The sequence below is a fragment of the Enterococcus sp. 1001283B150225_161107_E12 genome (genome assembly GCF_015556925.1).
In the GTDB taxonomy this organism is placed as follows: Bacteria; Bacillota; Bacilli; order Lactobacillales; family Enterococcaceae; genus Enterococcus_B; species Enterococcus_B mundtii.
Window position 1 is genome coordinate 64562 of the sequence record NZ_JADNNI010000016.1, and the last position, 24113, is coordinate 88674.

Consider the following 24113-nt stretch of genomic DNA (forward strand, 5'->3'; position numbering starts at 1 on the left):
ATGTGAAAAAGTAACAGATCAACAATATATAAAAAAGAAAGGGTGAATGTTTGTGAGAGTCAGTTGAAATGGCGTAATTAAATAAGAGGAGATGGGAAAAAGAGAAGAAGATTATGTGGCATGTCATTCCATACATTGATTGATCAATTAAACATACATAAAAACTGTGACGTACTGCTTACAACAAAATTATGATAGACATAATAAAAAAGGAGGTCATTTATGAAACGAAAACCGATCAAAAAGCGCCAAATATTGTTGATCATCACTGGTATATGCCTATTATGGATTGGAGGAACAATGTATATGGACCATTTGAAGTTAGAAGAAGAAATGATTCAAGTTGTGAATAGTGAAGAAGCAAAAATCGTTTTGGAGAAAACATTGAAAAATCTGGACTCTAAGGCATTGACATCTGAAGGAGTGATAAAAAAATATAAAATTGATTATAAAAATATCAAGAGAAATCCAATGGGTGGGATTAGTGTACCTCTAATTATAAATGATAATAATAAGTTACTTGTTTTTAATCTACTAGATCGAAATCAGATAAACGGGGAGCTAAGTAAGCTAAAAAATGATATTGTGCGTACTACTTCTGAACTATATGAATTACTAAAAGAAGGAGGGGAAGATAGTGAAGAATACTGAAAAAGAAAAGGTTGGAATAGCCAAGCAACAATATGAAACTTTGCGTTTAAAAGAGCCTTTCTTTAAAAATGAGAATAAAGAGTTCATCGGTTACGTCTCCCATATCAACAGTAAAATCACCGGCGAACAATCCTTTATCATCACCGACAAATATGTTCCGTAGTCAGCACCGCTTAGCGAAAGGGAAAGCGTAAAAGAAGTCACGGTTTTATATCGTGGTTCGTCGTTTGATTCTTCATTAGATGCTGAATTAAGTTGGCGGTAATCAATCTTTTGAAAAATGATTTTTGTCTCCTTTATAGACAGAATATTTGTACATAGAAATAAGTATAGCCTGAAAAAAACTCTTAAAAAAAGAGATAACATAAAATTATTAAAGAAAAAGGAGGTCATTTATGAAGCGAAAACCGATCAAAAAGCGCCAAATCTTGTTGATCATCACTGGCATATGCCTATTATGGATTGGAGGAACAATGTATATGGACCATTTGAAGTTAGAAGAAGAAATGATTCAAGTTGTGAATAGTGAAGAAGCAAAAAAAGTTTTGGAAACAGGGCTAAAAAATCTAGATCCTAATGCGTTGACATCTGAAGGAGTAATAAAAAATTATAAAATTGATTATGAAAATATCAAGAGAAATCCAATGGGTGGGATTAGTGTACCCCTAATTATTAATGATAATGATAAGCTACTTATTTCCAACCTCCTAAGTCGCAATTTGGCAAATGGCAAGCTAGGTGAGCTAAAAATTGGTAGCTCAAATACTACCTATGAACTACATGAATTATTGAAAAAAGGAGCGGAAGATAGTGAAGAATAGTGAAGAAGAAAAGGTTGAAATAGCCAAGCAACAATACGAAGCTTTACATCTAAAAGGAGAACTCTTTATAAATACTAATAAAGAGTTCATCGGTTACGTCTCCCATATCAACAGTAAAATCACCGGCGAACAATCCTTTATCATCACCGACAAATATGTTCCCTTATCAGCACCGCTTAGCGAAAGGGAAAGCGTAAAAGAAGTCACGGTTTTATATCGTGGTTCGTCGTTTGATTCTTCATTGGATGCCAAATTAGATTGGCAGTACAATAATATTTTTACAGCTTTTCAGGTAATCAATGGTGGTGGGGCAGCAGCGATGCCTCAGCTTCAATCTTCTGCGACAACACTACAACAAACATTGGAAGCTTATCCAAATGCTGAATTTAATGTATATGGTCATTCTTTAGGGTCAATGAATGCGCAATATGCGTTAGCAAGTATTTCTTCAAGAGATGCGGATCGTGTATATGGCTACGTGTATCAGGGGCCAAATATCTATGAGGTATTAACGCCTGAGCAAAAACGGCAAGCGGATTATTTGACCGAAGAGTATCGTCTTTTGAATTACATTGACTCAAAAGACTTAGTTGCGATTGGTTATGGGGAAGGCAAAAAGGCAGTTGGGCAGATCGTTTATCCACTATCTGAACGGCTGGGCTTGAGACGCACGATCAATCAACATATGTGGGGAGGTTACCAATTTGAGGAAGATGGTGCTTTATTAACAACGAATGGCAGTGGCACTGTATTAGCAGAGTATCAAAGACGATTGAAAAAAAGATCGATTGCTAGTATTAAAAGTGAATGGAACGGACAAATAGGGGGAATGTCGGCAGCTAAAGAAGTTTACCTGGATGCAGTTCAAGCGAAAAGCATTGTTTCAGGAATGAAGACAGTGATTGATGAAAAAATCACTGAACTGATGACGGTCTATCAAACAGGCATCGATCAGGTGAATCAACTGTGGCAAGATACAATCGCTAATGCGCGTTCATATGGAAGCAATCTTACAGAGATGGAACAGCTAGAGGCGTTAGAGCAAGGAGGGGTGACTCGACAACACGTACTAATTGAACCAGTCATCGACTATGAAGCGGCGTTGAATCAACTTCGCTCGATCAAATCAAGTTACGAAGATCTGATCTACCAAATCAATCAGACGATTGATCAGCAAATACAATTGGATAGTGAATTAGCGAGCCAATTCAAGAAAGGAACATTTTAGTGATGGCTAATAATGAGTCGAAAGAAATGAAAAAAATCGAAGAAGATTATTGGCACAAGAAAGATGAATTAGAGAATAAAATAGCGGATCTTGAAGCAGAAAAACGTTCATTTGCACGCTACTTAGATCAGTTAGGAGAAAAAATCCCGCTGACTCAACGAATATTTTCAGACGGAGGAAATATCGATCCTCGTATCGCGTATCGTTTAATCAATGATGCAAGTGAAGAAGGGCAATATCTTGTACGTAAAGCATTACATAGGATTGAAGATGAATTAGCAGAAAATCAGCAAAACTATCAGTCAGCTAAATTAAATCATAAAAATCAATGAATGGAAGGGAAAGATAGCAATGTTTGATGAGCAAATAAGGGGACTAGAAAAAGCATTGATTACTTGGTTTATTGCTAGTCATAGCCGTGCCAGTTCAGATATAAAAAAGAAAACGATCCAAGTCACGCGAGATCTCACAAACCAAGAATTAAAAGATAGGACAAAACAGTATACCGATCGTTTAACTGATGCGGCAAAAGGAGAATGGGTCGATAAGGCAACGAATGTGGTCAAAGACATAACAAAAGCTTTTAGCTAGAAAACAGAAAAGTCTCTGGGACATTCGACCTCTCACACCACATAAAAAATGCTTAAAAGGTTGGAGCAAAAGCAACCTTTTCGAAAAATAAGGCGCAATCCATAAAAATCTGAAAAACAATTTTCGTGGATTGCGCCTTATTTCTTGAGGCTAAACACTTCTGTCCCGACCGCGATTGAGAAGTTATTTACGTTTCAATCTTTCAAGGAAAAAGTCTTCCAATACACCGCCTAGCACAAAGATGAGCCAAGAGTAAGCCCAGCTTCGGGTCATAAAGGACCAAACCATGTAAATGATGAAGATGCCCGGCCAGTATAAACGTTCAAATAAACGAATCGTTTCCGCTGAGTCGCCATACATATGTTGAGACGCACGTGGTCCTGGCTCGTCTTCATCTGAGATAAAGAACGTGCCTTCTGCCACTTTTGAAAACCAAGTATAGATGATGCTGACATAGACGATAAAGAAGACGCCGAGTGCCACGGAAGCAAAGAAAAGTAATAAAGCGAATCCAATCGGTAAGCCAAAGGCTCTATTCGTCAAGATAGGTGTGACCGAAAGGATACATAAAATGATACCGAAAACTAGCCCTACTCGAAAACTTTTCGCATAGGCTTCTGTTTGTTGTCTTGCTTCGATTTTTACTTGCTGTGAATAGGGACGATCATTCAGTTTCTTCTTACTAGTTGAATAGCTCAAACTTGTGGTAATAATCAAACCAACACCTAAAGCAATCAGAAGAAACATTGCCAGAAAACCGAGAATCTCACTAATACCATTAGCAAAAAATACGAGCATGCCCACAGCTAAGATACAACTAGCAATTCCTGTTGAAAGAAAAAGGGAAAAACGACGAACTTGGTTCCAAAATGAAATCACTTCATCGAGTTCAATCTCGTTTTCCCAGACTTCTTCGTCAAAAGAGGACCGAGAAAGTTCCAATTCTTGGAGGATCTCATCAATAGAACCAAACTCACTGATGACTGCACCGATGGCTTCATGCTCTGATTTTCCTTCTTCTAATAATCCATGATACTGATCTTCCATGATTGCCAATAGGTCTTCTTTGGCTTTTTTTGTTTCAGGTGTATTCGGTACATTTAAAAATAAACTATCTAGATAATCCTTAATGGTTTTCATGTTTCTCCTCCTTGTAGAAAACGGTCAACAACGATTTTTGTTTGCTGCCATTCCTCTTTTTTTTCTTTCAAAATGTTCTCCCCGGCATCGCTGATTCGATAGTACGTCCGTTTCTTTCCATGAGTGACTTCCCCAGGATACGAAAGGATCAGTCCCTGCTTTTCTAAGCGTGTAAAAGCGGAGTACAAAGTGGTTTCCTTAATCGCATACAGCGCATCGGTTCCTTCCCGGATTTGCTTCGAGATCTCGTAACCATAGGAATCTTCCTTGGAAAGAATGGATAAAATGATGGCATCATTGTATCCACGAATTGCATCACTTGATATCACTTGATCGCCTCCTTTTTCAATTACTCCATCTGTCGTAATAATTATAAAACAATTACTACGACAGGTAAAGTAAATTAAATAAATTAGTTAGAATTCAGTCTTAGGTCTGAGTCTGTTTTTTTGAAATCGATTTGCGGAGACAATATCTGTGGAAATGTCACAATGTTTAGACTAGATTTTATTGTTTTCGTTTTCATTTGAGCTTTGATAAGTGATTTGGTACAATTGATATAAATATAGAATGAAAAGGAGGGACATATGTAATGGACAGCTTGACTAAAATAACAGAAGCAGATAATTATTCTAGATATCATATTAGCTTTAGTCATGCAATTATTTTTGTATTTTCTATCCAAGGCATCAGTGCGCTTAAAAATAGAAAAATCAATCAAAAATAAATGACCATTCAATATGTTTATTCCATTTTTAGCTAAGTACCCAATAAATGAAATAACAACAGGTCATGAATTTTTTCATGGCTTTTTTGATTGGTCTTAAGGAGCGAGAAAATGTATATTCAAGCCAATAAGATCAGTAAAAATTATAGTGGAGTACCTCTTTTTGAAAATTTGAGTTGCACACTCAATAAGCAAGACAAAATCGGATTGATCGGACAAAATGGAACTGGGAAAACAACTCTTCTTCAAATGTTGATCGGGTCTGAAGGTGTTGATGAAGGGACAGTTAGTAGGAAAAAAGGGCTGTCGATTGGTTACATTCCACAGAAAATGGAAAATGGCTCAATCGCTACTTTTGACTATGTGTATCAGAGCTTCAAAGACATCCAAGAATTGCAAACACAACTCAATTACTATGAAGAAAAAATGTGTATCGCAACGGAAGATCTGGACCATATCATGAAAGTATATGGTGACTTGCAGCAACGATTTGAGATGATGGGCGGATATGGGTTAGAAGATCGAATCACGAGTGTTTTGAAAGGATTAGATCTTGCAGAACAAATTGAAACACCGCTTGATCAATTAAGTGGAGGCGAACGTATTCGAGTAGAACTAGCCAAAGTATTATTACAAGAAAATGATGTCCTTCTATTAGATGAGCCAACCAATCATCTTGATCTCGACTCCGTACAATGGTTAGAAGAATATCTGAGATTGACAAATTGTGCGTTCCTCGTGATTTCCCATGATCGTGCGTTCCTTGACAATGTAGTCAAAAAAATCATAGAGATCGAGGATGGTCAGATCATCGAATATTCGGGAAATTATAGTCGTTACATGACGTTGAAGAAACAACGGATACAGGAACTTCAAAAAAATCATGAACTTCAGCAAAAAGAAATCAAACGATTGAAAGTAATGATACGACGCTATCGCCAATGGGGGAATGAAGGAGACAACGAAGCATTCTTTAAAAAAGCAAAAGAAATCGAGCGTAGATTAGAAAAAATGATACTGATAAATGCGCCTAAGGACCCCCGCAAAAAACTAACTACAATCAGTCAAGAAGATCTGTCGGGGAAAGAAGTGTTGGTTGCCAAAAATATAAAGAAAACAGTAGGTAAAAAATGTTTGTTTTCAGATAGCTCTTTTATGGTCTATCGTGGTGAGCGGATCGCTCTATTAGGTAAGAATGGTTCTGGTAAATCAACGCTATTAAAAGTAGTGATGGGGGAAATAGGAGTAGATGAAGGGGTTATTAAAACTGGCGCAAGTCTGTCAATTGGCTATTTACCTCAACGCTTAACGTTTGATCAACCAGAACAACGGATATTGAATTATGCTAAATACCTGATACCCGATGAACAGAAAGCACGACAAGTATTAGCGAATTTTGGATTCTTCAGTGGAGATGTCGCTAAAAGGATCAAAGATCTTTCTGGAGGAGAGCAAGTAAGGCTGTACCTCTTGAAACTATTCCAAAAGAAAATCAATGTATTGATCTTAGATGAGCCTACGAATCACTTAGATATCTATGTAAGAGAAGAAATCGAAGAATTATTGTCTACATTTACCGGTACCATTTTAGCAGTTACTCATGATCGCTATTTCTTGCGAAAGAATTTTGATCAGATATTGTTAGTGGAAAATGAAAAAATCGAAAAGCTGTTGTATGAGGATCATTCATTTTAGATCAAAGAAGTATATAAAAAAAGTAGTAAGCTCAGCGATGTGTGAGCTTACTACTATTTTTTTGGCTGTTGCGCTTACCAATCATTTAGCTGGTTTGCGATGAGCATATCAATGATCCATTACATTGCGATGAACCAGTAACCGATCAAGATGATCCCTAGAATGATACGATACCAACCGAAAACAGTAAAGTCATTACGTTTCAAGTAGTTGATCAGGAACTTGATCGCAAAAATCGATACGACAAATGAAACGACAGTACCCACTAAAAGAATAACTGTTTCTTCCATTTGGAAACTGTTACCATCAGCAAGGTATTTCACGATCTTTAATCCACTGGCACCAAACATCACTGGAATGCCAAGGAAAAATGAGAACTCAGTGGCAACGAAGCGGGATGCACCAATCAGGATTGCTCCAAGGATCGTAGCGCCGGAGCGTGAAGTCCCTGGGATCAAAGCCAAGACTTGGAAAGCCCCAATCAGAATCGCTGCTTGGAAAGTCAAATCATTCAGGTTTGACCAACGAGGTGTTTTATTTTTGTTTCGCTTTTCAACAATGATAAAACCGATACCATAAACGATCAAGGCGATCGCTACTGGTAAAAATTTATAAAAATGGGCATCTAACCAATCGTCCAATAATAAACCAATAATAGCTGCTGGCACACAAGCAACAAGTACTTTTGACCATAAAACCCACGTATCTTTTTTCTCGATCGAGGATTTGCTTGGCGCAAAAGGATTCAACTTGTGGAAATACAAAACAACGACGGCTAAGATCGCTCCTAATTGGATCACGACATTGAACATCGACATGAATTGTGAACTCGCATCAAGCTTGATAAATTCATCTGCTAAGATCAAATGTCCTGTACTACTGATTGGCAGCCACTCTGTGATTCCTTCAATGATTCCTAGAATCGCTGCTTTTATGATATTTGCAAAAAACATAAATTCCTTCCTTCCCAATTAAAATACAACATTTAGTATACCGTTCTTTGTTTCCAAAGCCAAATTGTTTCTTTGAGATTAAAACAAAAATAAAGGAGTTCAAAAAAAGTACATTGAAATCAAAAGACTTCAATGCACTTATTCAACGAGTCATCACATAAAGGATTCTCTTGTTTGTTGCTTTCCTTGTTCGATATAGCTTGTGTCATTGACACTTTCAATTGAAAAACGACCATTTTTATAGGTTACTTTTGTGACACTACCATTTAACAAACCAGCACGAACTGGTTGAGAAGGATCGATCAAGCTAAGAAGAAAAGCAATCGTTAGGCCGTGGGAGACGACTAAAACATTGCCACCATTGTTCTTCTCACACTGATGAGCGATATCTTCAAAACCTGACCAGACACGTTCTTTTAATTCTGCATAAGGTTGCGCCCAGCCAGCAGTATCCGTCTCATAGATGGCATTAGCGATTTGTTCAAAGGTAACATCTGTGGTGAACATCTCATCGTATGTTTGAAAATTTAGTACGCGAGGAATGACACCCCACATCTCCATATCGTAGCCACCTTCTAGCGAACCAAAACACCATTCACGAATCCGTTTATCAATAAAGTAAGGAATTTCTTTTCCTTTTGTATGTTCGCTTAAAATGATCCGTGCCGTTTCGATTGCTCGGCCACTGTCGCTTGAATAGGCGTAAGAAAAATCGATATCTTTTAGACCTTTACCTAAAAAATGGATACCTTCTTGTCCTTGTTTCGTCAATGGTGTGTCACACCAGCCTTGCACACGTTCAATCGTATTGAACATTGTTTTACCATGACGGACGATATACAGGGTTGTTTCACTCATGTTGAACGACCTCCTAAGTTTGATTAAGCGTTAAAAAATGGGTTTGTTTTTTTCTCGTGTTCAATCGTTGTTGGTTCTCCATGGCCAGGATAGACCACAAATTCATTTGGTAGAACAAAAAGTTGTGTCGTGATGCTATAGAGTAACTGCTCTAAATTACCGGTGTAGAGATCGGTGCGACCGATACTCCCTTTAAAGAGTGCGTCTCCAGATATCACGAAGTCATCGAAAATAAAGCTAACACTACCGGCTGAATGACCAGGTGTTGGAACGACTTCAAATGACATATTCCCAAGACGGTATTGTTTCATTTCAAATTCATATTCCGCAGGAGAAACAATGATATTATCCATATCATCATGGCGACCAAGTCCTGAGAGATTCAAGATGGGATCTCCAAGCCATTCTTGTTCTAATGGACTGACATAGACAGGGATGTCATAGGTATTTCTCAATGCTTCGACAGCGCCAATGTGGTCGTAATGCGTATGCGTTAGTAAAATAGCGACAGGTTGTTGCTGGGTCTTCTTGATTTGTTCTTGGATCATTTCAGCGTCAGCACCTGGATCAATGATCAGAAGCGCTTCGTCGTTGTATACAAGGTAACAGTTTTCCTCGATTGTTCCAGTTTTCAATTGTAAAACATGCATAAAAGGAAACCTCCAACTTTTAAAAATTTCTTTCTTCTATCGTTCGATATAAGTATAACGCAAATAGAGATCAGAAACAAAAGTGTCTACTTTTATAACAGTAGTTATCTGAATTGTCAGATTATATGAAAAGTGTTTAAAAATTTTAAACGGAAGAATAGAAAATTTTCATTGATTTTTCATTTAGTCTTGTTACATTGAGTGTATCCAAAAATCCAAATTCTATATCCTATATCCCTGCTTATCCGAGCAGGGTGTTTTTGTTTTTTGCGAAACGGTCTATTTTGCGGTACTCTAATACAAGAAGGAGGCGACCATGGTGAAAAAATCTAAAATATCCGTCCGTCACTTAGTCGAGTTCATCTTGCGTCGCGGAAGTATCGATAATCTAAAGAAAAGTAATCATACCGCCTTAGAAGGTGCAAAAATCCACCGCAAGCTCCAAAAAGAAGCAGGCGAAGAGTATCAAAAAGAAGTGTTCTTACAAACCAGTGTACAGCTTGATCCTTATGAACTAATCGTTGAAGGACGAGCAGATGGTATTTTCAAAAAAGATGGTGTGTACCACATCGACGAAATCAAAACGTCGGAACCGCGCTTTGAAGATTTAAAACCCGAACAAGTCGAATTGTTTTTTCATCAAGCAAGAGTGTACGCCTATATTTATAGTCAAGAAAACAACTTAGAGGAGATCAACCTCCAGCTCACTTATTATCAAACCACAGAAGAAGTAATCACACGGAAAGTTGAACATCAGACGAGAGAACAACTGGAAGTGTTTTTTAAAAAACTGACCGAGGATTACCAAGAGTGGCTGATTTTTCAGGAAAATTGGCGTACTGTACGTAATGCCTCATTGATGGCGCTAAAGTTTCCATACGAAGAGTATCGTAAAGGACAAAGGGAACTGGCAGTTGCTGCCTATAAAACGATCCGGACAAAACAAAAGCTGTTCGCGGAAGCCCCCACTGGTACTGGAAAAACGATCTCTACATTATTTCCAGCCCTAAAGGCGATCGGAGAAGATGAAGGAGAACGTATTTTTTACTTAACCGCGAAAACCATTACGAGACAGGTGGCTGAAGATGCGTTAACAGCGTTAAAAGATGTTGGGGCTGAGACAAAAAGTGTGACCTTGACAGCGAAAGATAAGATTTGTTTCTTAGATGAGACAACGTGTAATCCCGACCAATGCCCTTATGCAAATGGCTATTATAATCGAATCAACGAGGGGCTATGGGATTTATTGAACCACGAAAACCAGATCACTCGTGAGGTGATTGAGAAATATGCCAAGAAACATACTTTATGCCCATTTGAACTCTCTTTAGATGTCAGCTTATGGTGTGACGTGATTATCGGAGATTACAACTATCTTTTCGACCCAACGGTTTACTTGAGACGATTTTTTGATGAAGAGAAAAATGAAGATCATCTTTTCTTGATCGATGAGGCACACAATTTAGTCAATCGTTCAAGAGAAATGTATTCTGCTGAGTTATCTTATGGGAAAGCACGTAAGGTCTATGGAGAGATCCCAAAGGAATTTAAAAAACTACGTCGTCGATGGAATCGTCTTTTAAAAGCTTTTGATCAGATTCAAGAAATTGCTCTTGAAGAAGGATGGAACTATCATCATCAAAAAGCCCCAGCAGATTCATTGATCAATGCAGGGTTTCAACTCGGTGAATTTATTCAAGAATGGTTGGCTGAATATCCTGAGCATCCGATGCAAGAGCAAATTTTAGGATTTTATTTTGACTTGAATCATTTTTTAAAAATTAGTGAATTCTATGACGATCACTATGAAACAACTGTAGAGAAAAGTTACCATGATTTGATCGTGAAGCAATTTTGCATCGATCCTAGTTTATTTTTAGAACAATCGTTGAATAAAGGGCGGAGTAGCCTTTTGTTTTCCGCGAGTTTTTCACCACTTTCTTATTATCAAGAAACATTAGGGGGCAAAGAGAGTTTAGCGTATCGCTTACCTAGTCCATTCCCAATTGAGAATCAACAAGTACTTATAGCAAGTTATCTTGAAACGACGTATCGCAAAAGAGAGCAGAGTATGCCACGTTTAGTAGAAACGATTCAACGTTTCATTCAAGGGAAGACGGGCAATTATATGATTTTCTTTCCTTCCTATCAATATCTGGACCAAGTCGCCGAAGTGTTCAAAGAAACTTACCCTTCGACTCGCACACTTATCCAAGGAACCAAGTTGAATGAGCAAGAACGAGAAGCTTTCTTAGCAGAATTTATAGTCGAGCCGCAAGAAACATTAGTCGGCTTTTGTGTACTTGGCGGCATTTTTTCAGAAGGAATCGATCTACGCGGATCACGCTTGATTGGTAGTATGATCGTGGGTGTTGGCTTACCACAAATGAATCATGAGCAAGAGTTGATCAAATCTTACTATGATGAAAAAGAACAGCTAGGTTTTGCTTATGCTTACCAGTTACCAGGAATGAATAAAGTATTGCAAGCAGCTGGGCGAGTAATCAGAGATATGGAAGATCAAGGCATTGTGCTTTTAGCCGATCAACGCTTTGCCTCATCAAATTATCGTAAACTTTTCCCGCCACATTGGCACGAAACAAAAGAAGTTCGGACAGTTGAGGCATTATCACAAACTATCCATCAGTTTTGGCAAGACCACTAAAAAAGGACGAAGCAAAATGCTTGTCCTTTTTTGATGATATCTCAATAGTACCCATGAACTAACGGTAGTTCGTAAATTGCAATTCAATCGGCAAGTCTAGTTTTCGTAAAAGTGCAATCACTGCTTGGAGGTCATCACGATTCTTACCAGTTACGCGGATCTGGTCTTCTTGGATCTGTGTTTTCACTTTTAGTTTTTCATTTTTGATCGCTGTCGTGATCTTCTTACCATTATCTCGGTCGATCCCATTGACTAGATCAGCAGACTGGCGCGCTTTACCACCTAAAGCGTGTTCCGTTTCAGAAAAGTGGATATTTTTGATTGGCACATTGCGTTTATTCAATTTTCCAAACAAAACATCTTTGATTTGTTCGATTTTAAATTCATCATCACTTAGCACAACTAATTTATTTGTATTCTCTAACTTGATCTCAACCGTTGAATCCTTGAAATCGAAACGGTTAGTTAATTCTTTCGTGGTTTGTTGGATTGCATTTTTTACTTCTTCAACAGATACTTCTGAAATGATATCGAAACTTGCATCTTTTGCCATAATGTCCTCCTCGTTCATTCGGTTTTCTTTTATTGTAGCATAGGCTTATTTTTTTTGTGACATCTTTACTAAAATTCTTCTCATTTAAGTAGTCACTATTTTATTTTCTGGAAGAAACTGTTATTCTTACATTTGGAATAAACTTGAAAAGGAGAGGTGCTTGTGAGCAGATTCATGACTGTCTATCAAAGAAACGAAAATCTTAAGAAAATAGTGGTTATCTTGATGACCGGTTTGTCTGCAGCGGTGGCATTGAATTATTTTTTGATTCCAGCCAACGTCTTTTCTGCAGGAATGAACGGGATCGCCCAAATCATTGCTTCACTATTATCTGAATGGGTCCATATAGATGTCGATACTGGAACGTTTATTTTTCTATTGAATATTCCTGTATTTATACTAGGCTTTCTAAAAGTCGGAAAACGCGCAACTGTACTTAGTTTCATCAACGTTGTTTGTGTGTCAGTCATGACGACAGTTTTACCGACAGGACAGGTAACAGATAATATACTAATGAATGCATTAGTCGGTGGTGTTTTACTTGGCGTCGGCGTCGGTATTTCTCTAAAAATGGGTTTTACGACTGGTGGAATGGACATCATTTCATTGGTTCTTTCTCAAACGACAGGGAAAACCGTAGGAAACTATATGCTGATTTTAAATGGTATTATCGTCGTAGCAGCTGGCTTCCTCTTTAATTGGGAAAGTGCTTTGTATACGATCATCTCGATTTATGCAATGACACAAGTCATCGATGCGATCCATACGAGTCACCAAAAAGTGACCGCCATGATCGTCACAGTGAGACCAGAAGAAGTGACTGCTGAAATTGCGCAACGCATGGTTCGGGGGATGACTCTCTTACCTTCAGTTGGTGGATATTCAAAACGTGAAGGAAAAATGATCATGATGGTTATCACACGTTACGAAATGTATGATCTTGATCAAATCGTCCATGAGATCGACGAAGATGCGTTCATCAATATTTTACCAACGCATTCCGTTTTTGGTCGCTTTGCCAATGAGAATGAACAAAAAATGTATCGTTCAACAGGGGTTCTTCCTGAAATCAAACATGCATCTAAAAAGGCAAAAAGCAAATAAAAAAGGGATAGACAAACAAATCTACACCCTTGTCTGTCACCTTTGAACCGAATAACTAGTGGAAAAAGAAGTAACTTCTTAGGAACTAAGAGGATCTATAAAAAATTTGCGTAGCTGTTACCTTAGTTCTTGAGGTGAAAGACTTCTGTCCAGACCTTGCTAGCCAAATGAATATTTACAAACCCTTTAAAAAAAGGTATGATAAACAAAAATTGTGAGAAGGAGAATCCGAAGAATGAGTGAACAAAAATGGTCTGCTGAAGAAGTAGATGAAATCAAAGAGCGAATTCTCACCGCGTTAGAAATGGTGATTGACCCAGAACTAGGAATCGATATCGTGAACCTAGGTTTGATCTATGAAATCGAATTTGACCCTGAAAATGGAGATACCGTTGTTAAAATGACTTTGACAACGATGGGCTGTCCGTTAGCTGATATCTTGACTGAATCGATCCATGATGCACTAAAAGAAGTGCCAGAAGTGTCGAAAGCAGAAGTCAAATTAGTCTGGTATCCCGCTTGGACGACCGATAAAATGAGTCGTTATGCACGAATTGCGCTTGGGATTCGTTAGGTAATGGTTCTTTAGAAGGTAGATCGGATCTGTAATATAACGAATGATGAAGTAAACGTTGAACTCTTTAACCAACTTTTTTGAAAAGTTGATTAAAGAGTTTTTTATTATGAAAAATGTTGGGTTAGTTGAACGATACAGACGAAAATTAGCAAACTTTAATGTAATCGAAAATAAATAAATTAGTACGTTTTCACTCTTACAAACGATATAATAGTTATAGTAGCTATTCTCATGATCAATTTTGATGTAAAAACCTGTACATAGAACGGGTAGGTTGTTAACTTATAAAATTTTTGGTTACTTTAGAAAGGTTGGATTAAAATGATTTCTCAAAAAGACAATCAAGCAATTGTATTTAGTATTTCAATAGGATCAGGTTGTTATCGGCACATTAGTGTGTCAACAGATGAGACACTTGAAGATTTTGCTGAAATTATCTTGGATTCATTTGATTTTATCAATGATCACGCACATGCATTTTTTATGGACAATTCTGCTTGGAGTGGAAATAAATGTTACTACATGGCAGAAGTTGACATGGGACACGAATACCTTCATACCTGTGACTATAAACTTTATCAACTCGGTCTGAAAAAAGGAGATAAATTCAAGTTTGTCTTTGATTTTGGTGATGATTGGAGATTTCAATGCAAAGTGTTACGTGTCATTGAAGATGATGAAGGAGGCTATGAAGTATTAAAAAGTGTGGGAGAACCACCTGAACAATATTTCAATTTTTTTGAGTGATTTCTAATAAACGCCAAAAGAGTGAATATGAGTGATTATGTTTCAAAATCGTTGAATCTTTTTTTGTCTTAGATAGTACTACTATAAGGATGAAAGTGAATAAAACAGTTCAAAAAAAAATCATTTTGTTTTTTACTAATTATGTGACACTTTTTAGTTTAGAGATAACCAAATTTTAAATGGAAGATGACAGAAATGTTTATCCGATCAATGAAACTCTGCTTAAAATTTTAAGTATCGTTAGGGATAACGTGTGTACTTTGTATGTAACGTATTTAAATTACTGCGAAGAAATAATATAATCTATCGTGTAGTTAATAATAATAAGGAGTCGGTATTTATGGCAAACATAAGTTTGGAACGTCCAATTATTTTATCTAATGAAGATGTCAAAATTATTGAAAATACGCATCCTACAAAAAAATTCTATGACTTATTAGAAAAGAAATCTAGTGATCGTATTAGTAACAAGGATCAAGTACCTAATTGGATGAGAAAAAAATAATATGGACTATACTGTGATTTCATTAAGTAAAAAGATCAAAATGCTGGTTGAAGTAATTAAAGAAGAGGAAATTGAGATTGGAAATAAAGCTCTTAGAAAGAAGGTAAGAGAACGCTTTTCGAACTTTGTAGAATCTTCTTTTTTTTGTGGAAACAATTCAGAAATGACTGAATTTTAAAACATGATGCCATACAAAAAGAGCTTTATCATGCGACAAGGACGTACTTGATTTTTAAAGACGAAACACAAGAACATCTCTTAGGTTTTTTTACGTTAGCAATCAAAGATTTAGATATTAGCAAGCTTGAAATAAAAGAGAAAAAGAAATTAGTATTTAACGGAAAATCGCCGAGTAAGGTAGGTGTTGCACCGTCTTATTTAAAATCACTTATTACGTATTCCCATCTAAGTACTTTTCCAAATACTCGATCTTTGCTAGATCCTTATGATTATTTTTCTCTGCACGGTAACTATCTTTAGCGGAACGTTGATAGATTTTTAAATATTGTTCCGCTGTAGGTAAGTAGAAGGAACAGTCGTCGATCCTGATTAGAGAGAGTTCATTAAGTGGAATACCTGAAAAGCCGAGAAGACTGTCCATGCTGCCAAATTGGATGGTATAAGAATCTTTAGCAAATTCATGTTCGTGTAAATCAACTAGATGGTAACTCAACGTTTCCATGATTTTTAAGATGCTTTGCCAATTGTGCAAGCGATCTTCATCGGGTGCTTCCCAACCACGGGGATCGCCAGGAACGTGGATGTCAATGTCTCTTGGTTGCCAGTCGATATCTGTTAAGTAAGACAAGCCCAATGAACCTAGTAGTAGCGGAGTAATCTGTTGCTTGTTTAATTTTTGCGTGATCAATAAAAATTCTTTGAAATAAAGTTCCATGAATTTTCTCCTTTTCTTTGGTTGCATTTATTGTAACAAAGTGGATGTCTAATTTTCCATTTCATCCTGAAAACAAAACTAGATTCTCTCAAAAAGTGAGTCTAGTTTTTTTATTTCTTGTATTTAAGAAATGAAGCTGGTAAGCAACTATAGATTTGACTGTAGGAGGTGTAAAAAATTGAGTGTGAATGGCTTAGTTTTCCTATTTTTGGTACACTTGATTTACTATCAATCAGAAAGTTGGTGACAGATTGAACCTAGAAGTACAAAAATATTGGGAAAGCTTTTGCTTAAAAAATGGTGTGCCACAAGCATCATTATATGAAATTTTTGCTTTTGGAAATACGAAAGAACACGCAGATGAATTAGCAGATTTGGTATTGGAAGGGAAGAAAATAGGGACAAGCTCAGGGTATGAGTTTTACCAAATGGATAACGAACCATTACCTAAAGTGGGTGACTACTCCGTCGTTGTGAATAGCTCTGATGTACCGATTGGTATTATCCAGACTGTCGAAGTGTTGATCCTACCTTGGAAAGAAATTACCGAAGAACTGGCAGCTACAGAAGGTGAAGGCGACTTATCTCTTATGTATTGGCAAAAGGGACATTACAATTATTTCAAACCTTACTATGAAGAACATGGACTATTGCTCAATGAAGAAACGAAAATCGTCTTTGAACGATTCCAACTTGTTGATCGATATTTGCCGAAAAGTGAGGAAACCAATGCGTATTGATTTAGTAGAAGAAGCAATAGAAAAGAAAAAAATCGTCCAAGAAATCTTGAATGATTTGCCAGAGTGGTTTGGCTTGCCAGATTCGACACAAGAATATGTTGAGGAATGCCAAAAGTATCCATTGTGGGTCTTACAAGAAGCTAGCGAGCCAATAGGGTTTATCAGTTTAAAAGAAACAAGTAAAGCCACCGGTGAGATCTATTGTATGGGAATCAAAAAAGCCTATCATCATCGAGGGTTAGGTAAGCGATTACTAGGAGAGCTAGAATCGTATGCAAGAGAACATTACCTATTTTTACAAGTGAAAACAGTCGCCGAAGGGCATTACGCTATCTATGATCAGACGATTCACTTCTACCGAAGGATGGGTTTTGTTGAGCTAGAAGTGTTCCCAACCTTATGGGATGAATGGAATCCATGTTTGGTAATGATAAAAAGTCTTAACTAAAAAAGAAAGCGAAGATGGAACTCTCGCACATGACAGTTGTCATTCGTGGTCGTAAATGTTCGACAGAAGTCTTTACGGAGGTCTTTGATGCAAAAGAAGTGTATTCGAGTAAGGAAAACAATACTCCTTATTTCCAGAAACATTCTTATTGATCGGTGATCTGTGGGTGGCGTTGATGGAAGATAAGCAGACAAAGCTTCTCAAAACCTACAATCATATTGATTTTCAAATCACTCCGGAACAACTTCTTTGTTATACAGAACAACTTCGTCTTCTAGACCTCAAAATTGAAGAAGGACGTTCGCGGGTAGCAGTAGACATCCATGCGGGCAATCTAAATGATCGTTTGAAGAGGTATGAAGAATAACTATAAGTTTTCAGGAGTAATGGGATGATTAAAAAAGTGAAGAAACTAGACCGAGAGATAATGGATCGGCTACTAACTATTTGGTTAACGACCAATATCAGGACACATGATTTTATTGATGCGACATATTGGTATGAGAAAAAAGAGGTGTTGAAAAAAGAATTGCCAAAAGCAGAAATTTATTATTGTGAAATGAATAGTCAGATTGTTGGTTTTATGGGAATCGTGGACAAATCTTATTTAGCTGGTATTTTTGTAGAGTCAACATATCAAAATAGAAAAATCGGACAAAAACTGATTGAAGCTGCTAAAAAAGAAAAAGAACGAATAAGCTTGCATGTTTATGGTAAGAATAAAGGAGCAATACGATTCTACTTTAGAAATGGCTTTAGAAAAGTGGATGAACAAATGGATGAATCGACGGGTGAGAAAGAATACCTTATGATCTGGGAAAACATTAAACAGATCTAATGAGTACAAAAAAATTTGTTTTGGTTCCGATTAACAAAAAACAAGATCGATCCTTGAAGGTTGATCTTGTTTTTTTGCGATATTACTAGCGATTGAATAGCACAAACGGCAGACTTGTGAGTAATGCGATCACCCCACAAATCAATCCAAACAAGAGGACGATTCCTACCTTTTCGATCCGATTTCTAACCTTGTCTCTTTGTTTACGTAGAGGTGCTACTTCTTTGTTTTCCATGAATGCAACGATTTCTTTGTAGGTTTTGATATTCTCTTGTTTTTTGACTCCCTCGACTTTTATTGCGCCGTACATGCTGACGATCCAAAAGATCAAGGGAAGAGCTAATCGCCAATTACCAGATAAAAACAAGGATGGCCCAATTGAAATCAAAGCAAGGAGCATTGATACGAGCATGACTTTAGTATATTTGTTTATTTCCAGAAGTGTCACATTTTCTTTCATCTTTTCCACATCTCCTTTGACTAATTGATCCAAAGAAACGTCAAACAGGACACTCAGTAACAATAAATTATGAATATCGGGATAGCTACGCTCATTCTCCCAGTTTGAAATCGTTTGTCTTGAAACATATAATTTTTCGGCTAATTCTTCTTGGGAGAAAGCTAGTTGTTTGCGATATTTTTTTATTTGATGACTTAAGTCCATAGTATCCGCTCCTTCTTATCTCAGTGTGATCGAAGAGGTCAAAATCGACGATCAAAGGTTTTTGTCATTGCCAGATTTAGCATGTAAAAAGTCTTTGACATGCTTTAAAATGCTGTTTTGTCAGTATTCTTGGTTATTTGTTATGTAAATGGCGGATCATTGCATTATTAAAAACCATACGTTTTTTTTGAATAAACTAACGATCCCTTGAATTTATGATATCATACACTTAATCCTAAAAGGATTAATGGATTGGAGGAATGGTTTTGGAGAAGACAACAAGTGTAGAAAAGAAGAAAGTTTATTTTTTATGTACCGGTAATTCATGCAGAAGTCAGATCGCTGAAGGGTATGGTCATGCATATCTGGAGGAGCAATTTGACGTTCGCAGCGCTGGAGTGGAGACACATGGGTTGAATCCACGTGCCGTAAAAGTGATGGCAGAAGATGGCATCGACATTACGAGGCAAACCTCAGACTTGATTGACCCAGATTATTTTAAAGATGCCGACCTGATCATCACTTTGTGCGGCGATGCGTTGGATAAATGTCCAGTGATTCCAGCTCATATCCGTCATGAACATTGGGATTTAGAAGATCCAGCAAAAGCTACTGGGACAGAAGAAGAAATTATTGCTGAATTTAGAAAGACCCGTGAAGTCATCAAGGAAAAAATAAAGGATATGGCTAACTAAGGGTAAAAAACACCTGTCTATAATGAAGAAATATGTATTATTCTTTTGGTAACGAGAATTCAATGGAGTATTGAACTAAAGAAAAAGGTGCCTTTGCCATTGTCAGCGTATCAAAGCGAGTACCGTTAAATGACTTGCTCAAAAAAGCGTATAGTGATAGGCGGTTCTCAGTCAAGACATGGAATGAAGATCGTTGAATCAAGTGGATAAAGACGAGTAATCATCTAGAATGTATATTCATTCTAGGATATTACTCGTCTTTTTTTTAGAAATCAGGCATACTAGAATTATAGGTAGATTGGAAACGATTTAAAACGTATGTATTTTTAATAAGGAGATGAATATGAGACCAAAGTCAAAAGAGGAATTATTGATACTCGCAGCTGAAAATTATGAGAAGTTACAGCAGTTGATCGATTCAATACCTGAGGAACAAAGAGAAGCGACATTTGATTTTGAGGAAGTATTTCTTGAAAAGAAAAAAGAAGCACATTGGCGAAGGGATCAAACGATCAAAGACGTGTTGATCCATTTATACGAGTGGCATTGTTTGCTATTAAAGTGGGTGAGTGATAATCAAATGGGAGAAGCGGTGCCTTTTTTGCCGGAGCCGTATAATTGGCGAACGACAGCCGAAATGAATCGTGCCTTTACAAAAAAACACCAGTCTACTACGTTACGGCAAGCGTCTGACTGGTTGAAGGAAAGCCATGCAGAAGTGATGTTACTGGCGAAAACCTTTGATGACGATCAGCTGTTCCAAAAAAAACAGTATCCTTGGGTAGGAAATACGACACTTGGCGGTTATTTTGTTTCGGCTACATCGAGCCATTATGATTGGGCGATCAAAAAAATCAAACAAAGTCAAAGGCAAAAACAAAAGGGAACTAACGCGAAATAAGAACAAAAAAAATAGGAATCAATAAGATTCCCATTTTTTCAAAATCGCTCTTTTTAGTACCAACCGTTAGCTAACCAGAAAGCTTTTGCAGCGTCCCAAGAGCCATAACGAGAGGCAACATATTGTTCTGCTACTCTTTCTTGATTGGCAGCAGAGTAGTCACCGTTCAAGTAAGAAGAGTCTAATTGGTAACGGCCGATATAGCGTCCGTTTGTTGCTGTGTAAGAACCGCTAGATTCTTTTTGTGCGATCCATTCTTTGGCATCGTTCGTACCAGTTGAAACAGCTACTTCAGTAGCAGGTGCTTGTTCCACAACTGGCGCTTCTTCTACTACAGGAGCTTGTTCCACTACAGGTGTTTCCACAACTGGAGCTGTTTCTTGAACAGGTTCTACAGGCGCTTGAGTAGCGACAGGAGCAGCTGCTTGCTCACCAGTAGGAATAGTTAGTTCTTGACCTGAAAAGATCAGGTGAATGTTTGAGATTGAGTTCGCTTCGGCAATTGTTTGGATCAAGGAGTTGTCACCAACGTATTTTTGAGAAATCGTTGATAAAGTATCACCTGATTGAACAGTGTAGGCTTCGTCTGCGTGTGCAGAAGTACCCATAAATAATGCAGCGCCGGCAGCCAAAGTTGTTCCAAAAAGAATTGTTTTAAGTGATTTCATGAAAGATCTCCTTCGTGTTTTAAAAAGTTATTTTGATTAGCTGTTTTCGCTAACGAGTAATACTTTACCATGGGATTATATTTCATAGGTGAAAGATACGTGACAGTTTGTGACAAATGCTCCTTTTTTGTAACAAGGATATGTATAAATAATGTGCGTTTTAATTAGAAAAACATCATAAAAGGATATTCATGCGTTTTTGACATTTGTTTTTTATTAGAAAAATGCAAAACAAAAAAGTAGAAAATCGGCAAATTAATTTTGATTTGTCGGTAAAAAAGTGAAATTTTTATAAAAATCGATCAAAATGATACAATAGAAGAAACAAGGAGATGGTATGGATGACGAATATGTATGAAAAAATAATGGTGGCAATTGATGGTTCAGAAAAAGCAGAGAAGGCATTTGCCGAAGCGTTAGAATTAGCTAGAGACAATCAATCAGAATTATTGATCGTTTCAATTATCAATAAAATCGAATTGACACACAGTGCGTATGCATTCTCGAAAATCTATGCGGAAGAAAAGCAAAAAACAGAAGTAGAACTATTGAAGAGGATCAATGATGCAAAAGAATTTGGAATCGAAACGATCCATGCAATCGTGGAAACGGGTGATCCAAGAACCTTGCTCGCCACGGTATTGCCGAAACAAGAGTCGATTGATTTGATCGTGATGGGGGCGACTGGTAAAGGCTCGATCCAACAAGCATTGGTAGGATCAACGGCTTCTTATGTAGTGACACATGCGCCTTGCAATGTGTTGGTCGTTAAATAAATTCCGATTCCTGATAAGCTGCGTTGCTGATTTCCAACGTGGCTTTTTTAGTCGTGAAGAGTAGTACTGGTAACTAAGGATGTTTGTAAAGGTAATAAATCCATAAGATCAATATCGTTAATGAAATAATCAACCCTAATTCATGTGACAGTAATTTTGGGGTGGGTTCCCAATGCCGAAGGGAAAATATTTTGTGGGAAAAATAAGCGACTGGTAAAAGTGTCAGCAATACGGAAAATTTCCGCTTCGTCCATTTCGTGTAGTAGATTGCTAAAGTTGTCATAAGAAAAAAAGGAACATAAAAAACCAGTTGTCCCATAGTGTCCATACAATATACGCCTCCAAGAAAAATGAAATACTTAATTAAAAATAACACTTTGTATGTACATGCACAAGGGGAGATGTCATAAAATTTCTTGATTTCAACAAAAAAGTTGTTTTTTTGATTCTGAACGTACTTATTGTTATAATTCTTTTAAAGAAAGGGTGTAATGTTTCATGGACCAAGTTGTTTTAGAAGTTGATCTACATTTAGAAAACGATATCCGTATTTGCTATTATATCGTAAGTAATAGTGTGGAACCGCGAGTTTTAATGAATAAAATCGACGGTATTTTATCAAAAACAGATTTCCATCAATTTAATGATGGGGAAGAGAGTTACTATAGTATTCCAGTGGAAAAGGTAATTTACACGAAAGTGAATGTGCGGAAAGATTTAGATACAAAAGAAATACATGCACCGATATTCACTGATTATTGAAATAAGCTGGAGGCAATCAAAGATGAATACCTATGAACAAATGATCCAAGAGTTGATGGATGGAAAAATCCAAAAAATAGAGGTCAAACGTGAGGAAGTCATGGCTTTTCGCGAAGCATGGTTAAAAATTGAGAATCGCAAGTTTATTGTTGGAAAGGCCGAGCTGAATGGCAATGTGACGTATCACTATGATCCAACAAGATTGTACTAAAAGCAGGTTTTGATAAAAGTGTGGCTTTTGCAAATACTCATAATGTTTTAGAGTCGCCAGAACCTTAAAAGATCCCCGACAATCGTTGATTGTCAGGGATCTTTTGTTTCTAAATGTGATATTCTGGCTCGAACCACCTTACGAAAAGATGATTGTTCATTTGAACAGATTTTTGAATTTATCCGTTATTCCTTGAAAATCGACACCTTGGAGAAATTCTTGGGCTTTTTCTTTGTAAGGACCTAATTGTTCTTTATGCTCTTCGAAAAATGTTTTGGCTTCAGTGAAATTGCCACTTTGGACCAGATCTTTGATTTTCTGAAGTATTTCTTCTTTATTCATAATGAAACACATCCTTTCTTTCCTATTATAATAGCAAAAATCTATGAAATTTTGTAAAAATAACTTCTGTGCTAAAGTCCGATAAAAAACTCGATCTAGAGACGGATGAATCTGATTTTTTTACAGGCTATACTCAAAGAGTAAAGAGGAGGTAGGAAAATGAAAGTAATCAAAGTATTAGTAGGTGCCGTTGTATTCAGTGGCTTAGCGTTATTTGGCTTAAAGTTTTATACGCAAGGTGCTAGTGGAGAATTGCCAGCAGTTATTGACCAATTGAATCCGTTAGTCACAAAGGGAGAAGTGTATGTCAAAACAAAACAGCCCGATGAAGTCAATTCGTTCGGTACAGCAAAATATATCCAAAAAGCAGTTGATGCAAATGGTAACGAACGCGAGATTGAATTTAACGGGTTATCTGTTTTAAAAAAAGACCGTTACTTGAGATTGACGAATAAAGGCGCTCATGTTGAAACATACGAAGAAATTCCCAAAGAAGAGGTACCTAAAGAAGCATTAGCTATAATTGGTTGATTTTATTTTTATTATGTAAACTAAATATTGGATTAAAAAATAAGCCTAAGAATAATTGATTAATGACTTAATCATTCGTTCTTAGGTTTATTTTATTTTCGGCTCTATAATTTATGGGACTGATGAATCAAAATTGATTCTTCAGTCCCATTTTCATTTTAGGTATTAAAAAACATA

Annotated in this window: 36 protein-coding genes; 25 read left to right on the top strand and 11 right to left on the bottom strand. The window is 37.0% G+C overall.

The annotated features are described in order from the left end of the window. Positions 1-222: 222 nt before the first annotated feature. The 6 genes from I2F89_RS11880 (at position 223) to I2F89_RS11905 (ending at position 3291) form a co-directional block, all read left to right on the top strand. Positions 223-651: a DUF1310 family protein gene (locus I2F89_RS11880; RefSeq protein WP_229078124.1), complete on the top strand. Its 429-nt coding sequence runs from the start codon at positions 223-225 to the stop codon at positions 649-651. Further along, a complete protein-coding gene (locus I2F89_RS11885) occupies positions 638-814 on the top strand; it encodes a hypothetical protein (protein WP_195514394.1) in 177 nt (58 codons plus the stop codon). Before I2F89_RS11880 ends, I2F89_RS11885 begins: the two co-directional genes overlap by 14 nt. Positions 815-1046: 232 nt before the next feature. Next, a complete protein-coding gene (locus tag I2F89_RS11890) occupies positions 1047-1472 on the top strand; it encodes a DUF1310 family protein (protein ID WP_195514395.1) in 426 nt (141 codons plus the stop codon). Further along, positions 1462-2700, top strand: coding sequence for a hypothetical protein (locus I2F89_RS11895; RefSeq protein WP_195514396.1), 1239 nt, complete (start codon positions 1462-1464; stop codon positions 2698-2700). Before I2F89_RS11890 ends, I2F89_RS11895 begins: the two co-directional genes overlap by 11 nt. Before the next feature lie 2 nt (positions 2701-2702). After that, complete coding sequence (locus tag I2F89_RS11900) at positions 2703-3032, top strand: hypothetical protein (protein ID WP_086334596.1); 330 nt, start codon at positions 2703-2705, stop codon at positions 3030-3032. Positions 3033-3051: 19 nt separating this feature from the next. After that, positions 3052-3291 (top strand): hypothetical protein, encoded by a 240-nt coding sequence (locus I2F89_RS11905; protein WP_115357550.1) that lies wholly within the window; start codon positions 3052-3054, stop codon positions 3289-3291. A 183-nt stretch (positions 3292-3474) separates the two neighbouring features. On the opposite strand, the gene I2F89_RS11910 is transcribed toward I2F89_RS11905, so the two are convergent. Further along, a complete protein-coding gene (locus tag I2F89_RS11910; RefSeq protein WP_161642381.1) occupies positions 3475-4431 on the bottom strand; it encodes a permease prefix domain 1-containing protein in 957 nt (318 codons plus the stop codon). After that, entirely contained in the window at positions 4428-4760 is a 333-nt protein-coding gene (locus I2F89_RS11915) for a PadR family transcriptional regulator (RefSeq protein ID WP_086334599.1), read from the bottom strand. Before I2F89_RS11915 ends, I2F89_RS11910 begins: the two co-directional genes overlap by 4 nt. A 263-nt stretch (positions 4761-5023) precedes the next feature. On the opposite strand from I2F89_RS11915, the gene I2F89_RS15665 reads away from it, so the two are divergent. Beyond that, complete coding sequence (locus tag I2F89_RS15665; protein WP_254905408.1) at positions 5024-5158, top strand: hypothetical protein; 135 nt, start codon at positions 5024-5026, stop codon at positions 5156-5158. A 111-nt stretch (positions 5159-5269) separates the two neighbouring features. Next, positions 5270-6853 (top strand): ribosomal protection-like ABC-F family protein, encoded by a 1584-nt coding sequence (abc-f, locus tag I2F89_RS11920; protein ID WP_161642379.1) that lies wholly within the window; start codon positions 5270-5272, stop codon positions 6851-6853. A 119-nt stretch (positions 6854-6972) separates the two neighbouring features. Here abc-f and I2F89_RS11925 read toward each other — a convergent pair whose 3' ends face one another. The 3 genes from I2F89_RS11925 to I2F89_RS11935 form a co-directional block, all read right to left on the bottom strand. Beyond that, on the bottom strand, positions 6973-7806 hold the full coding sequence (locus I2F89_RS11925) for an undecaprenyl-diphosphate phosphatase (RefSeq protein ID WP_071867106.1): 834 nt from the start codon (positions 7804-7806) through the stop codon (positions 6973-6975). 153 nt (positions 7807-7959) lie between these two features. Beyond that, positions 7960-8664, bottom strand: coding sequence for a histidine phosphatase family protein (locus tag I2F89_RS11930; RefSeq protein ID WP_074799691.1), 705 nt, complete (start codon positions 8662-8664; stop codon positions 7960-7962). Between the two features lie 23 nt (positions 8665-8687). Next, positions 8688-9314, bottom strand: coding sequence for an MBL fold metallo-hydrolase (locus I2F89_RS11935; protein WP_010735633.1), 627 nt, complete (start codon positions 9312-9314; stop codon positions 8688-8690). Between the two features lie 316 nt (positions 9315-9630). Here I2F89_RS11935 and I2F89_RS11940 point away from each other — a divergent pair, with 316 nt between their 5' ends. Continuing rightward, positions 9631-11979 carry an ATP-dependent DNA helicase gene (locus tag I2F89_RS11940; RefSeq protein ID WP_195514397.1) on the top strand — a complete coding sequence of 783 codons (2349 nt, stop codon included), beginning with the start codon at positions 9631-9633 and terminating at the stop codon, positions 11977-11979. Positions 11980-12037: 58 nt separating this feature from the next. Here the strand turns inward: I2F89_RS11940 and I2F89_RS11945 are convergent, their stop codons facing one another. Continuing rightward, the gene (locus I2F89_RS11945) at positions 12038-12532 is read right to left on the bottom strand and encodes a YajQ family cyclic di-GMP-binding protein (RefSeq protein ID WP_019723741.1); all 495 of its coding nucleotides are present in this window, start codon (positions 12530-12532) and stop codon (positions 12038-12040) included. A 174-nt stretch (positions 12533-12706) separates the two neighbouring features. Here I2F89_RS11945 and I2F89_RS11950 point away from each other — a divergent pair, with 174 nt between their 5' ends. The 5 genes from I2F89_RS11950 to I2F89_RS11970 all read left to right on the top strand — a co-directional run bounded on the left by I2F89_RS11950 (position 12707) and on the right by I2F89_RS11970 (position 15643). After that, positions 12707-13636 (top strand): YitT family protein, encoded by a 930-nt coding sequence (locus I2F89_RS11950; RefSeq protein ID WP_071867157.1) that lies wholly within the window; start codon positions 12707-12709, stop codon positions 13634-13636. Positions 13637-13871: 235 nt separating this feature from the next. Then, positions 13872-14210: a metal-sulfur cluster assembly factor gene (locus I2F89_RS11955; RefSeq protein WP_019723739.1), complete on the top strand. Its 339-nt coding sequence runs from the start codon at positions 13872-13874 to the stop codon at positions 14208-14210. A gap of 324 nt (positions 14211-14534) precedes the next feature. Continuing rightward, entirely contained in the window at positions 14535-14960 is a 426-nt protein-coding gene (locus I2F89_RS11960) for an IS1096 element passenger TnpR family protein (RefSeq protein WP_081308350.1), read from the top strand. 340 nt (positions 14961-15300) lie between these two features. Then, positions 15301-15465: a hypothetical protein gene (locus I2F89_RS11965; RefSeq protein WP_019723294.1), complete on the top strand. Its 165-nt coding sequence runs from the start codon at positions 15301-15303 to the stop codon at positions 15463-15465. Position 15466: 1 nt separating this feature from the next. After that, positions 15467-15643 (top strand): hypothetical protein, encoded by a 177-nt coding sequence (locus I2F89_RS11970; RefSeq protein ID WP_195514398.1) that lies wholly within the window; start codon positions 15467-15469, stop codon positions 15641-15643. A 213-nt stretch (positions 15644-15856) separates the two neighbouring features. Here the strand turns inward: I2F89_RS11970 and I2F89_RS11975 are convergent, their stop codons facing one another. Further along, positions 15857-16360 (bottom strand): phosphoribosylanthranilate isomerase, encoded by a 504-nt coding sequence (locus I2F89_RS11975; protein WP_195514399.1) that lies wholly within the window; start codon positions 16358-16360, stop codon positions 15857-15859. Between the two features lie 251 nt (positions 16361-16611). Here I2F89_RS11975 and I2F89_RS11980 point away from each other — a divergent pair, with 251 nt between their 5' ends. The 5 genes from I2F89_RS11980 to I2F89_RS12000 are packed head-to-tail and all read left to right on the top strand — an operon-like array spanning position 16612 to position 18386. Continuing rightward, entirely contained in the window at positions 16612-17100 is a 489-nt protein-coding gene (locus I2F89_RS11980) for an ASCH domain-containing protein (protein ID WP_229078125.1), read from the top strand. After that, positions 17090-17548 carry a GNAT family N-acetyltransferase gene (locus I2F89_RS11985; protein WP_115357556.1) on the top strand — a complete coding sequence of 153 codons (459 nt, stop codon included), beginning with the start codon at positions 17090-17092 and terminating at the stop codon, positions 17546-17548. The genes I2F89_RS11980 and I2F89_RS11985 overlap by 11 nt, the downstream gene beginning before the upstream one ends. Before the next feature lie 29 nt (positions 17549-17577). Then, positions 17578-17700 carry a hypothetical protein gene (locus I2F89_RS15670; protein ID WP_254905409.1) on the top strand — a complete coding sequence of 41 codons (123 nt, stop codon included), beginning with the start codon at positions 17578-17580 and terminating at the stop codon, positions 17698-17700. A 23-nt stretch (positions 17701-17723) separates the two neighbouring features. Then, entirely contained in the window at positions 17724-17915 is a 192-nt protein-coding gene (locus I2F89_RS11995) for a hypothetical protein (protein ID WP_086334607.1), read from the top strand. Positions 17916-17939: 24 nt separating this feature from the next. After that, complete coding sequence (locus tag I2F89_RS12000; protein ID WP_195514400.1) at positions 17940-18386, top strand: GNAT family N-acetyltransferase; 447 nt, start codon at positions 17940-17942, stop codon at positions 18384-18386. Between the two features lie 85 nt (positions 18387-18471). On the opposite strand, the gene I2F89_RS12005 is transcribed toward I2F89_RS12000, so the two are convergent. Then, complete coding sequence (locus tag I2F89_RS12005; protein ID WP_195514401.1) at positions 18472-19050, bottom strand: helix-turn-helix domain-containing protein; 579 nt, start codon at positions 19048-19050, stop codon at positions 18472-18474. A 260-nt stretch (positions 19051-19310) separates the two neighbouring features. On the opposite strand from I2F89_RS12005, the gene arsC reads away from it, so the two are divergent. Together arsC and I2F89_RS12015 are read left to right on the top strand one after the other, a co-directional pair. Next, on the top strand, positions 19311-19745 hold the full coding sequence (arsC, locus tag I2F89_RS12010; protein WP_071867097.1) for an arsenate reductase (thioredoxin): 435 nt from the start codon (positions 19311-19313) through the stop codon (positions 19743-19745). Between the two features lie 343 nt (positions 19746-20088). After that, positions 20089-20646: a ClbS/DfsB family four-helix bundle protein gene (locus I2F89_RS12015; RefSeq protein WP_195514402.1), complete on the top strand. Its 558-nt coding sequence runs from the start codon at positions 20089-20091 to the stop codon at positions 20644-20646. Between the two features lie 53 nt (positions 20647-20699). Here I2F89_RS12015 and I2F89_RS12020 read toward each other — a convergent pair whose 3' ends face one another. Continuing rightward, positions 20700-21314 (bottom strand): LysM peptidoglycan-binding domain-containing protein, encoded by a 615-nt coding sequence (locus I2F89_RS12020; RefSeq protein WP_074799681.1) that lies wholly within the window; start codon positions 21312-21314, stop codon positions 20700-20702. Positions 21315-21655: 341 nt separating this feature from the next. Between I2F89_RS12020 and I2F89_RS12025 the strand changes: the two genes are divergently transcribed. Continuing rightward, positions 21656-22090 carry a universal stress protein gene (locus tag I2F89_RS12025; RefSeq protein WP_071867833.1) on the top strand — a complete coding sequence of 145 codons (435 nt, stop codon included), beginning with the start codon at positions 21656-21658 and terminating at the stop codon, positions 22088-22090. A 73-nt stretch (positions 22091-22163) separates the two neighbouring features. On the opposite strand, the gene I2F89_RS12030 is transcribed toward I2F89_RS12025, so the two are convergent. Continuing rightward, positions 22164-22418, bottom strand: a complete 255-nt coding sequence (locus tag I2F89_RS12030) for a glucose uptake protein (RefSeq protein WP_071867832.1) — start codon at positions 22416-22418, stop codon at positions 22164-22166. Between the two features lie 170 nt (positions 22419-22588). Here I2F89_RS12030 and I2F89_RS12035 point away from each other — a divergent pair, with 170 nt between their 5' ends. Then, positions 22589-22852 (top strand): hypothetical protein, encoded by a 264-nt coding sequence (locus I2F89_RS12035; RefSeq protein WP_071867831.1) that lies wholly within the window; start codon positions 22589-22591, stop codon positions 22850-22852. 22 nt (positions 22853-22874) lie between these two features. Continuing rightward, complete coding sequence (locus I2F89_RS12040) at positions 22875-23063, top strand: hypothetical protein (RefSeq protein ID WP_195514403.1); 189 nt, start codon at positions 22875-22877, stop codon at positions 23061-23063. Between the two features lie 156 nt (positions 23064-23219). Here the strand turns inward: I2F89_RS12040 and I2F89_RS12045 are convergent, their stop codons facing one another. Then, positions 23220-23405 (bottom strand): hypothetical protein, encoded by a 186-nt coding sequence (locus I2F89_RS12045; RefSeq protein ID WP_071867830.1) that lies wholly within the window; start codon positions 23403-23405, stop codon positions 23220-23222. A gap of 159 nt (positions 23406-23564) precedes the next feature. Between I2F89_RS12045 and I2F89_RS12050 the strand changes: the two genes are divergently transcribed. Then, positions 23565-23936, top strand: coding sequence for a YxeA family protein (locus tag I2F89_RS12050; protein WP_071867829.1), 372 nt, complete (start codon positions 23565-23567; stop codon positions 23934-23936). Positions 23937-24113 lie beyond the last annotated feature (177 nt).